Annotated in this window: 9 protein-coding genes; 5 read left to right on the top strand and 4 right to left on the bottom strand. The window is 59.9% G+C overall.

What is annotated here, in order from left to right; genetic code table 11:
• The first annotated feature begins 197 nt into the window (after nucleotides 1–197).
• From P1U55_RS14665 to P1U55_RS14655, 3 genes are all read left to right on the top strand, one after another.
• Nucleotides 198–1,826 (top strand): choline dehydrogenase, encoded by a 1,629-nt coding sequence (locus P1U55_RS14665; protein ID WP_301048376.1) that lies wholly within the window; start codon nucleotides 198–200, stop codon nucleotides 1,824–1,826.
• A gap of 147 nt (nucleotides 1,827–1,973) precedes the next feature.
• Complete coding sequence (locus tag P1U55_RS14660) at nucleotides 1,974–3,596, top strand: long-chain fatty acid--CoA ligase (protein ID WP_301048375.1); 1,623 nt, start codon at nucleotides 1,974–1,976, stop codon at nucleotides 3,594–3,596.
• A 92-nt stretch (nucleotides 3,597–3,688) separates the two neighbouring features.
• The gene (locus P1U55_RS14655; RefSeq protein WP_301048374.1) at nucleotides 3,689–4,375 is read left to right on the top strand and encodes an OmpW family outer membrane protein; all 687 of its coding nucleotides are present in this window, start codon (nucleotides 3,689–3,691) and stop codon (nucleotides 4,373–4,375) included.
• A 257-nt stretch (nucleotides 4,376–4,632) separates the two neighbouring features.
• On the opposite strand, the gene P1U55_RS14650 is transcribed toward P1U55_RS14655, so the two are convergent.
• The 3 genes from P1U55_RS14650 to ade form a co-directional block, all read right to left on the bottom strand.
• On the bottom strand, nucleotides 4,633–4,923 hold the full coding sequence (locus P1U55_RS14650; protein ID WP_301048373.1) for an HU family DNA-binding protein: 291 nt from the start codon (nucleotides 4,921–4,923) through the stop codon (nucleotides 4,633–4,635).
• 141 nt (nucleotides 4,924–5,064) lie between these two features.
• Nucleotides 5,065–6,549, bottom strand: a complete 1,485-nt coding sequence (locus P1U55_RS14645; protein ID WP_301048372.1) for an AMP nucleosidase — start codon at nucleotides 6,547–6,549, stop codon at nucleotides 5,065–5,067.
• Complete coding sequence (ade, locus tag P1U55_RS14640) at nucleotides 6,546–8,351, bottom strand: adenine deaminase (protein WP_301048371.1); 1,806 nt, start codon at nucleotides 8,349–8,351, stop codon at nucleotides 6,546–6,548. The genes P1U55_RS14645 and ade overlap by 4 nt, the downstream gene beginning before the upstream one ends.
• Before the next feature lie 174 nt (nucleotides 8,352–8,525).
• Here ade and P1U55_RS14635 point away from each other — a divergent pair, with 174 nt between their 5' ends.
• Nucleotides 8,526–9,203 carry a class II aldolase/adducin family protein gene (locus P1U55_RS14635; protein WP_301048370.1) on the top strand — a complete coding sequence of 226 codons (678 nt, stop codon included), beginning with the start codon at nucleotides 8,526–8,528 and terminating at the stop codon, nucleotides 9,201–9,203.
• Complete coding sequence (locus tag P1U55_RS14630; RefSeq protein WP_301048369.1) at nucleotides 9,196–10,059, top strand: SDR family oxidoreductase; 864 nt, start codon at nucleotides 9,196–9,198, stop codon at nucleotides 10,057–10,059. Before P1U55_RS14635 ends, P1U55_RS14630 begins: the two co-directional genes overlap by 8 nt.
• A gap of 6 nt (nucleotides 10,060–10,065) precedes the next feature.
• Here the strand turns inward: P1U55_RS14630 and dxs are convergent.
• Nucleotides 10,066–11,847: 1-deoxy-D-xylulose-5-phosphate synthase (dxs, locus tag P1U55_RS14625; protein ID WP_301048368.1), on the bottom strand; the 1,782-nt coding region annotated here is incomplete at its 5' end.

The following is an 11,847-nucleotide window of genomic DNA, read 5'->3' as shown; positions in this document are numbered from 1 at the left end:
TCAACAACTCCGGCCTCGGGGCGGCGCATGGCGAATACGGCTTCAAGGCCTTTTCCCATGAAAAAGCCGTGCTGGAGGAAAAGCACTCGATCACGCACATGCTTTTCCCGCCTTACACGGGCTTTGTGCGCCGCCTCATCAATATCGTGGTCCGGGTGCTTGGCTAACGCCGCTCTGAGCCAATAGGGAGAGAAGAAATGTACGACTATATCATCGTCGGAGCCGGATCCGCCGGTTGCGTTTTGGCCAACCGGCTGTCGGCAGACCCGGCAAAACGCGTCGCGCTTATCGAAGCAGGCCCAAAGGACAAGAGCCCCCTGATCCACATGCCCCTGGGGATCGCCTTGCTCGCCAACAACAAAAAGCTGAACTGGGCCTTCGACACTGAGCCGCAAGAGCACCTGAATGGCCGCCAGCTGTTCTGGCCCCGCGGCAAAACGCTGGGCGGTTCGTCGTCGATCAACGCCATGGTCTATATTCGCGGGCACAAGGACGACTACGATTACTGGGCGTCGGAGGCAGGCACCGAGATCTGGGGCTGGAACCGCATGACAGACCTGTTCAAGCGGATCGAAGACAACCATCGCTTCGGCGCAACCGACACCCACGGCAAGGACGGCGAGCTTTCTGTGAGCGAGCTGAAAACCGTGAACCCCCTGAGCCGCGATTTCGTGCAAGCCGGGCGCGAACTGCAAATCCCCCACAACGGCGACTTTAACAGCGGCGCCCAGGAAGGCCTGGGCATGTACCAAGTCACGCAAAAAGACGGGCGGCGCTGGAGCTCAGCGCAGGCCTTTTTGCGCGGGGCTGAAGCCCGGTCCAACCTTGAAGTCTTCACCGATGCCCGCGTGACCCGCGTCGTCATGGAGGACAAAACAGCAACCGGCGTCACCCTGCGGATCGGCGGCGAATATCGCCAACTGCGCCTCAATGATGGCGGCGAGGTGATCCTGTCTGGCGGGGCCATAAACTCACCGCAGCTTCTGCTTCTGTCCGGAATCGGGGATGCTAAGGAAATCAAAAAGCACGGCCTTTCGGTGGTTCACGATCTTCCCGAGGTGGGCAAAAACCTGGCCGACCACCTTGACGTGACGATCATGCACGCCGCCAGCTCTCGCCGCCCGATCGGTGTCGCGCTCAGCTTCTTGCCGCGTGGCATTGGCGGATTGTTTTCCTACATCTTCCGGCGCAAGGGGTTTCTCACGTCGAATGTGGCGGAAAGCGGCGGGTTCATTAAGTCCTCGCCTGATCGCGACAGGCCGAACGTGCAATTTCACTTCTTGCCGACGTATCTTAAGGACCATGGCCGCAAGATCGCATTTGGCTATGGCTACACCCTTCATATCTGCGATGTATTGCCCAAAAGCCGGGGCCATATTGGGCTCAAAAGCCCGGATCCAATGGACGATCCGCTCATTCAGCCGAATTACCTGAGCGATCCGGAAGATATGAAAACGATGGTTGATGCGTTCAAGGCGGCGCGCAGGATCCTCGACGCTCCGGCAATGTCTGCGCATAGCAAATACGAAGTTCAGCCCGGCAAGTCCGTCCAGACCGACGATGAAATCGCGTCCTTCATCAGGAAAGGCGCCGAGACGATCTATCACCCGGTCGGCACATGCCGGATGGGGGCAGACAAAGAGTCGGTTGTTGACCCCGAGCTGAAAGTTCGCGGCGTGTCGGGATTGCGGGTGGTGGATGCCTCCATCATGCCAAGCCTTGTTGCCGGAAACACCAATGCCCCCACCATGGTTATCGCCGAGAACGCGGCCGAGATCATCCTGGGGCAGGTGCGCGTTTTTGATAGGAGCCGGTCCGTTGCCTGATCACAATGAAAAGCATAGAGAACCAGACACGTGTCACGGATGCGATGGAGTTTGCTGCAAGAAAATGCAAGCCGCGACCAGCAGTTTGCAGGCTCTCCAGGGCGACCAGAGCACAGTCAAAAATCCAAAATCTAGTGAGGAAGTCAAATGCACGGACAAATGATGGAGATGCCACTGACGATCCACTCTCTTATTGATCATGGTGCTCGCTACCATGGAGACACAGCGATTGTGTCGGTGGAAACAGACGGCTCAAAAACAAAGACGACCTGGAAAGGTATATCTGACCGGGCGCGGCAACTCGGCTCAGCGCTGGCCAAACTGGGGCTTTTCAAAGGGGATCGCGTCGCAACGATTGCCTGGAACAATGCCCGCCATCTGGAGTGCTACTTTGGTATCTCCTGCGGCGGGATGGTGTGCCACACGATCAATCCGCGCCTCTTTCCCGAGCAGCTGGTCTATATCATCAATCACGCAGAAGACCGGGTCATCTTTTTTGACAAAACGTTCCTGCCAATCATCGAAGCGATCAGAGAAAAGCTGACAACGGTCGACACCTTCGTTCTTATGTCGGAGCGTGACGACGAAGCCGCAAATAAAGTCCCCGGACTGGTATTTTATGAAGATTTCCTGACCACAGGCGATGAAAATGCCGATTGGGTGGATGTTGAAGAAACCGACGCCTCCAGCCTTTGCTATACTTCCGGCACCACGGGCAACCCCAAGGGCGTGCTTTATTCTCATCGCTCCACTGTTCTGCATTCGATGGGCGCCGCCTTGCCGGACACGCTGAACTTTTCCGCGCGCGAAGTGATGATGCCGGTGGTTCCAATGTTCCACGTCAATGCCTGGGGCGTTCCCTATGCGGCCGCGATGGTCGGCGCCAAGCTGGTTTTGCCGGGGCCGGGCCTTGATGGTGACAGCCTCGCACGGCTCATCGACGACGAAGGCGTAACGGTCGCGCTTGGTGTTCCAACCATCTGGCAAGGCCTGCTTACATCGCTTGAAAAGCTTGGCTCCAAAGCCGAGTCGCTCAAAAGAACCGTGGTCGGAGGAACGGCCTGCCCGCCTTCTATGATCACCGAGTTCCGCGACAAATACGGCACAGAGGTTGTCCACGCCTGGGGCATGACAGAAACCTCACCCCTCGGGACGGCAAACGCCCTGCTTGAGCGCCACGTGGGCATGACCGAGGAACAGCAGGCGAAAGTGCGTGAAAGCCAGGGCCGCCCGCCCTACGGCGTGGAGCTCAAGATCGTCGACGATGAAGGCAACATACTTCCCGAGGATGGCATTGCGCAAGGCAATCTGCGCATCCGTGGCCATTGGGTGGTGGACAGCTATTTCGGCGCAGAAGCCGGCACGACCTTGGAATCCGATGGATGGTTCGAAACCGGCGATGTCGCCTCGATTGATGCCGATGGGTTCATGACCATTCGGGACCGTTCCAAGGACATCATCAAATCGGGCGGCGAATGGATTTCCACCGTCGAACTGGAGAATATCGCCGTCGGTCACCCAGGTATCGCCGATGCCGGTGCCATCGCCGCGAAGCATGAAAAGTGGGATGAACGCCCGCTCCTTATTGCGGTTCGCGCCCCTGGAGCAGACCTGACGGAGCAGGATCTCATCGCCTACTTCTCTGACAAGGTCGCCAAGTGGCAGATCCCCGATGCCGTCGTTTTCGTGGAGGTGCTGCCCAGAAACGCGACTGGCAAGGTGATGAAGAACAAGCTGCGCGAAACCTACGGGGATATGCTTTTGGCATAGCCTGAAAACATGCAGGCGGAATTGCAGATCGCATTTTCCGCCTGCATGTCGCTGCGCATGACGCGCAGAAAATCAACCAAAGGGAGGAAGAAATGAAACACACTTATTGGGTGTCTAAAATACCTTGTGCCGCGAAAGTCATGGCGATCATGACAGTTGGCTGCCTTGCACCGCTCCACGCCGCAAATGCGGAGTCGCTTTACGCCAAAGGCGATTGGCTCCTCGGCGTGAACGCAGCAAAGGTATTTACCGAGGAGTCTCTGGATTCAATTACCGCAGGTGGGGCTGCGATACCGGGATCTGAAATCGAAATCACCAATGACATAACCCTGAGTTTCGATGCCTCCTATTTCCTGAGTTCCGCTGTAGCGATAAACTTCTTTGGCGGTTTGCCTGCGAGTGCCAATTTAACAGGGGCAGGTAGCCTGGCAGGAATGCCCGTTGGAGAAACCCAATACGGCCCTGCCATCTTATCGCTCCAGTATCACTTCGCGACCAAATCATCTTTTAGCCCCTATGTCGGCGCCGGCATCGCGCGAATCCTGTTTCTGGAAGAAGACGGAAATGCGCTGGCAAATCTTGATCTGGAAGACGCCTGGGCACCCGCTCTGCAAATTGGTGTGCGTTATCAGGTAAGCCAGAATTGGTTTGCCAATGCGGATATACGCTACGTGCCGTTCGAAACCGATCTCTCCGGAACACTCGGCGGAGCGCCCGTCAAAGGGACGGTATCGGTGGACCCAACGATCCTGAACTTGGGCTTTGCTTACCGCTTCTAGGCTCTGAACAAGTTGATTGTGGCCGGGCAGCATGAGTCACCGCTCAAAGAGCGAGCGGTGGCATGTCTGGCCTCTTCTGGCAGAGCGATGCGCAAGTGGCGCACCTGCAACTCTCATCTCTTGGGTATGCGCCCAGCCCCCAACAGGATGGGGTCCAGCGCTGCCCGCCCCCCTTGCAAGCCCACAATCAGCCCGCCCCAATGAAAAAGGCCGCCCGAAAGGGGCGGCCTTCTTAATACATCGGATGGGAGCAGCTATTAGCTGTTCACGCTGTCCTTGAGAGCCTTCGCGATGGTCATCTTGACCACCTTGTCGGCCTCTTTCTTGATCTGCTCGCCAGTGGCAGGGTTGCGCACCATGCGCTCGGGGCGCTCGCGGCAGTAGATTTTGCCAACGCCGGGGAGGGTCACAGCACCGCCGCCGGACACTTCGTCGGTAATGATGCCAGTGATGGCCTCAAGCGCGGCCGCAGCCGATTTCTTGTCGCTGTCCATCTTGTCAGCCAGTGCAGCCACCAGTTGAGTCTTGGTCATCGGTTTCGTTGCCATGTATCTGTCTCCTCGTCAGGTGACCCATCTTGGGCCTTATGTTCGGTATTTCTACGCCATGTAGCGGCGTCCCACAACGTTTAGTGGCACTGTAACCAAGGTTTCAAGGGGTTTTATGCGTTTTTCAGCCCTATATTCGGGTCAGAGAAAGGCCGTCTCGTCAAAACTTCGCAATTTGCGACTGTGAAGCCGCTCCAAGGGCATGGTGCGCAAGTGTTCCATGGCTCGTATCCCAATGAGCAAGTGGTTTGCAACCTGCCCCTTGTAGAACTCCGAGGCCATGCCGGGCAGCTTCAGCTCGCCATGCAGCGGCTTGTCGGAAACGCACAAAAGCGTGCCGTAAGGCACCCTGAACCGAAAGCCGTTGGCGGCGATGGTGGCGCTCTCCATGTCCAGCGCAATCGCCCGCGATTGGCTGAGCCGCTGCACCGGGCCAGACTGGTCGCGCAACTCCCAGTTGCGGTTGTCGATGGTGGCCACAGTGCCTGTCCGCATGATGCGCTTCAGGTCAAACCCTTCCAGCCGGGTCACCTCGGCCACAGCCTTCTCCAGCGCGATCTGAATTTCGGCCAGCGGCGGGATCGGCACCCAAACCGGAAGGTCATCATCCAGCACATGATCTTCCCGCAGATAGGCGTGCGCCAGCACAAAATCCCCAAGGCTCTGGCTGTTGCGCAACCCGGCACAATGCCCCACCATCAACCACGCATGCGGGCGCAGAACAGCAATATGGTCGGTCGCCGTCTTGGCGTTGGATGGGCCCACACCAATGTTCACCAGCGTAATCCCGGCACCATTCTCGGCCTTCAGGTGATAGGTCGGCATCTGCGGCATCTTTACCGGCCGCTCGATCTCGGTCGCCGGATCGGTGATCTCTATGTTCCCGGTCGACACGAATGACGAATACCCGCTCTGCGGATCGCCCAGCGCCTTGCGGGCATAGGCTTCAAACTCCTCCACATAGAACTGGTAGTTGGTAAACAGCACGTGGTTCTGAAAATGCTCCGGGCTGGTCGCCGTGTAATGGCTGAGCCGCGCCAGCGAATAATCCACCCGCTGCGCGCTGAACGGCGCAAGCGGGCCAGAGCCATCTTCATTGAGATAGCCAAAATCATCAACAATCGCATCATTCGTCGTCGCCAGATCGGGCACGTCAAACACATCGCGCAGCGGATAAGGCAGCGCACCATCCTGTGGCACGGCAACATCGGCATCGTTGGCCACCGCAAAATGCACCGGAATCGGCGTTGCCGAAGGGCCAATCATCACCGGCTGGTCATGGTTGAGAATGAGCAAACCGATCTGCTGCTTCAGGTATGAGCGAAACAGATCAGGCCGCGTGATCGTGATCGAATATGTGCCCGGCCCCGCCACATGCCCAAACGACAGGCGACTGTCGTTCTTGGCATGGCTCGTCGTGGTCAGCCGCACCTCGGGGTAAAACGCCCGGTAGCGCACTGTGGGCAAATCCCCAGTCACCGCCTGGTTGAAGTTACGCGCCAAAAAGCGGGTCGACTCCGCATAAAGCTGTTCAAGCCGCGCCACCGCCTCGCCCGGATCGCTGAACATTTCCGCACTCTGCCCCTCGGGGCTGATAACGGGTGTGATCTGCTCGCTCTGGTTCACGTTGCCCCCTTCTCAAAAAGCTCGGTCAGCTCGAACCTGGTTACATCAACCAGCCCAAGATCCGAAATCCGCAACTCGGGGATCACCACGAGTGCCAAAAGTGAATGCTGCATATAGGCGTTGTTCAGCCTGCATCCACAAGCCTCCATCGCGCTTACCATCTTTGCCGCCTTTTGGGCGACGTCCTGCGCGGGGCTGTCACTCATCAAACCGGCAATCGGCAGCTCCACCAGCGCCAGCTCTTGCCCGTCCTTCCAAACGGTCACACCACCGCCAACCTCACCCAGCCGATTGGCCGCCATTGCCATCATCTCGCGGTCCGTGCCGACAACAATCATATGGTGGCTATCATGCGCCACGGTCGAGGCCATCGCCATTCGCCCCTCGTAACCAAAGCCCTTTACGAACCCATTGGTCACGCCGCCGGTGCCACGATGCCGCTCAACCAGCGCAATCTGGCAGGTGCCATCGGCCCCCTCAACCACCCCGTCGACCACCGGAAGATCTTCGGTGAGCGCCTTGGTGGGGGCTTGGTTTTCAACCACCCCGATCACCCGCGCGCGCACAGTGTTTTTCCCCTCCGGCGCCGTGATCACAAAATCTTCTGCGGTGAGGGTCTTGCCAAGATGCACCGTGTCCCTCGCCGCCTCGGGCCAGTCCAAATGTGGAAATTCGACCCTAACCTGCCCATTTTCGGCCACAAGCACCCCTTTCGCCCACACCGCCCCAATCGGCAGACTGCGCAAATCAGAGGTCAGGATCATATCCGCCCGCCGCCCGGGCGTAATGCTCCCCAACTCCCGCTCCAGCCCAAAATGGCTGGCGGTGTTCACCGTCGCCATCTGAAGCGCGATCAGCGGATCAAGGCCGCAGGCGATTGCATGGCGCACAACGCGGTTCATGTGTCCCTCATTCACCAGCGTCCCCGAATGGCAATCATCGGTGCAAAGGATAAAGTTGCGCGGATCAAGCCCCTTCTCTGTCACCGCCGTCACCTGGCTTTCCACGTCATACCAGGCAGAGCCGAGCCGCATCATCGCCCGCATCCCCTGGCGCACGCGCGCAATCGCATCCGCCTCGCAGGTGCCCTCATGGTCATCCGCCGGGCCACCGGCCACATAGGCGTGGAAGGCCGGGCCAAGATCGGGCGAGGCATAGTGCCCTCCCACCGTTTTGCCCGCGCGCTGAGTCGCCGCGATTTCGGCCAGCATCTTCGGGTCCCCGGCAGACACGCCGGGAAAATTCATCATCTCGCCCAGCCCAATGATCCCCGGCCACTCCATCGCCTCGGCCACATCTTCAGGGGTGATCTCAAAGCCCGTTGTCTCAAGACCCGGCGCAGAAGGCGCACAGCTTGGCATCTGCGTGAAAATGCTCACAGGCTGCAAAAGCGCCTCGTCATGCATCAGCCGCACACCTTCGAGGCCCAGCACATTGGCGATCTCGTGCGGATCGGTAAACATCACCGTCGTGCCATGCGGCGTCACCGCGCGGGCAAATTTCGCAGGGGTCAACATGCCTGACTCGATGTGCATATGCGCATCACACAGCCCCGGAATCAGGTAACGCCCTTCAGCTTCTACCACCTCGGTGCCCTCGCCAATGCAATGGCTCGCATCCGGCCCAACATAGGCAAAACGGCCCTGTTTCACCGCTATTTGCCACCCGTCCAGCACCTCGCGGCTCTGCACGTTCACCAGCTTGCCACCCCGGATCACCAGATCCGCAGGCAAGCGCCCCGCCGCCACGCCCACCAACTCGGGTGCCGCTTCGGCCCATGTCATAAATTCACGCTTGTTCATGGGCCAATTGTCCACGGGCGCGGTCCGGGCGCAAGCAATACCTCCGCCATCTTGGTCGGGCCGCCTTTCTCTCCGCGCAAAAAATACACCGCCCTGCCCGGCAAACGCCCTCGCGAACGGCACCGTGCCACCCCGGCACTTGACCGCCTTGCGCGAAAGCGCAAACGTCCAATCATGCAAAAGGCTCTTTTCTCCTCCCTGCCAAGTATCAGCCATTGGCCCACCCGTGTGGACCTCGCGGCGGCCTGCCATTGGGCGGTCAACCACGGGGCAACCGACCCCGGCGGTTTTGCCGGTGTGATCACAATTGAAGGTGGGGTTCTCGCAACGCCCCCGGCGATACCGCTCGCCAGTGTTACAGCAACAACGCTCCTCGAAACCCCCGATCAGGCGGATCTGCTCCTTGCAGCCCTCGCGCCGCTGGTCGCCTCGCCCTGCCTGCTGTTCGCGCGCACGCCAAACAGCACAGCCTTGGCTGCATTGGCAGAAAGCCAGCTTCCACCAATCTGCGCGGATTCGGCTCTATTCCACCGTAAACACGTCATCGACCCCAATTTCGGTGGCCGCTCTCCCGCCGATGAGGCCACCCGCCTCTCCGCGCTTCTGGCCGCGCCTGGGTGCCTTATCGCCGTCATCGGCAACCTCGGCCTTCTTGCACTGGGCAACTCGGTTGCAGAAGCTGTGCGCCACCTGCATCTCTTTGAACGCGCCGCGGGCACCTACCTTTCCGCGTTGGCGACTGGCCGCGCTTTGCGGATCATCCCCGAGGACATCATCGGCACTCGGACCATGCCACATGCCGAACCGATACTGGCCCCCTACCGCCCGGTTGAAGGTGCTGGGCGTGACTGAACCAGCCCAAAAATGTCTGCTGTCGCTCGGCCATGGCTACTCGGCCCGCGCCCTCGCACAGCGTCTTGCCCCCGAGGGATGGCAGATCGTCGGAACCACGCGCAGCGAGGCCAAACTCTCTGCGCCCCACGCCGAGATGCACCTTTGGCCCGGCACCGACCTCACCCCATTGATCGCCCGCGCCAGTCACATCCTGCTCAACGCTGGGCCAAACGTCGAAGGTGATCCGTTCCTCCCTCAAATCGGCTCGAACCTTGCGCAAAACCCCCCAAAATGGCTTGGCTACCTCTCGACCACCGGCGTATATGGCGACCATGCCGGCGCCTGGGTCAGCGAGGCGACCCCGGTTGCGCCCTCCACCCGCCGGGGCGCGTTGCGCACCAAGGCCGAGACCGCGTGGCAAGCCCTCGCCGCCGCCCACTCCCTGCCGCTGCATATCTTCCGCCTTGCCGGAATTTATGGCCCCGGTCGCGGCCCGTTTTCAAAGGTGCGCAACGGCACCGCGCGGCGCATCATCAAGCCCGGCCAGGTCTTCTCTCGCATCCACGTTGATGACATCGCGCAGGTGCTCCACGCCTCGATGATGGCACCAGACCCCGGTGCTATCTACAACCTCTGCGATGATGATCCCGCCCCACCGCAAGATGTGATCGCCCATGCCGCATCGCTGCTGAACATGCCTGTTCCGCCCGAAATTCCCTTTGAGCAGGCCGATCTTTCGCCCATGGCGCGCAGCTTTTATGCCGAGAGCAAACGGGTGAGCAACGAGCGCATCAAGCGGGACTTGGGGATAAAGCTGCTCTACCCCTCCTACCGCGACGGCCTCGCCGCCCTGCTGGCAGAGGAGCAAGGCTAAAACACGTCAGGCGCGCTTTTCACCGATCTGGCTCACACCCAGCACATCAAGCACCTTCGCTTCGATCTGTTCGGCATTCATCGCGGCCACATCATACATGTCGCGCGGGCTGGCCTGATCAATGAAGATATCCGGCAACACCATCGAGCGGAACTTCAGCCCAGCGTCAAAAATGCCTTCTTCGGCGTAAAGCTGCGCCACATGCGAGCCAAAGCCACCAATCGCGCCTTCTTCAAGTGTGATCACAGCCTCATGCTCGGCGGCAAGCCGCAGGATCAGGTCTCGATCAAGCGGTTTGGCAAAGCGGGCATCGGCGATTGTGGGCTTGATCCCCTTTGCCGAGAGGGACTCAGCCGCCTTTTGCGCTTCATCAAGCCGCGTACCAAACGACAGGATCGCAACGCGGCTCCCCTCCTGAACGACCCTACCCTTGCCGATTTCCAGCGGAATGCCCCGTTCCGGCATCTCAACCCCGGTGCCCTCGCCGCGCGGATAACGAAAGGCGATCGGCCCGCCATCATGCGCAGCCGCGGTGGCAACCATATGCTTGAGCTCGGCTTCATCAGCCGCGGCCATCACAACAAAACCGGGGAGATTGGCCAGAAAGGCCACGTCAAACGCCCCCGCATGTGTCGCCCCATCGGCCCCAACCAGCCCGGCACGATCAATCGCAAAGCGTACGGGAAGGCGCTGAATCGCCACATCGTGCACTATCTGGTCGTAGCCGCGCTGCAAAAAGGTGGAATAAAGCGCGCAAAACGGCCGCATCCCCCCTGCGGCCTGCCCGGCGGCAAAGGTGACAGCATGTTGCTCGGCGATCCCAACGTCAAAAACCCGATCAGGGAACCGCTGGCCAAACAGGTCAAGCCCCGTGCCATCGGGCATAGCGGCGGTGATCGCGGTGATGCGCGGATCGTCCTGCGCCTCGGCGATCAAAGCCTCGGCAAAAACCTTCGTATAACTCGGCGCATTCGAAGGAGCTTTCTTTTGCTCGCCTGTGATCACATTGAATTTGGTGACCCCATGGCCCTTATCCGCCGCCTCTTCGGCAGGGGCGTACCCCTTCCCCTTTTTTGTGATCACATGAATGAGCACCGGTCCGTCAGCCCGCGCCTTCACTGTGCGCAGCACCGGCAAAAGCTGCTCCAGGTCATGCCCGTCGATCGGCCCGATGTAGGAGAAACCCAGCTCCTCAAACAGGGTGCCTCCCACCGTCATGCTTTTGACCATCTCCTTGGCCCGTCGCGCCCCTTCCTGAAACGGCGGCGGAAGCAGGCGCACGGCCCCCTTGGCCGCCGCCTTGAATTCCTGAAAGGGCGCTCCGGCATAAAGCCGGCTCAAATAGCTCGACATGGCGCCGGTTGGCGGCGCGATGCTCATCTCATTGTCGTTCAGCACCACGAACAGCCGCTTGCCAAGATGGCCTGCGTTGTTCATCGCCTCATAGGCCATCCCGGCGCTCATCGCGCCATCACCGATCACCGCAATCGCATCCCCCAGCGCGGGCTCCACCGCACCGCCCAGATCATGCGCCACGGCAAAGCCAAGCGCCGCGCTGATCGAGGTGGAGGAATGCGCCGCGCCAAACGGATCATACGGGCTTTCCGAGCGTTTGGTGAACCCCGATAGCCCGTCCTTCTGGCGCAACGTGCGAATGCGCTCGCGCCGCCCGGTAAGGATTTTATGCGGGTAGCATTGGTGCGAAACGTCCCAAATCAGCCGGTCGCGAGGCGTATCAAACACCGCGTGCAAAGCCACCGTTAGCTCCACCACGCCAAGGCCCGCACC

Source organism: Vannielia sp. (genome assembly GCF_029212645.1).
GTDB lineage: Bacteria > Pseudomonadota > Alphaproteobacteria > Rhodobacterales > Rhodobacteraceae > Vannielia.
This window is presented reverse-complemented; position numbering and strand designations above follow the sequence as displayed.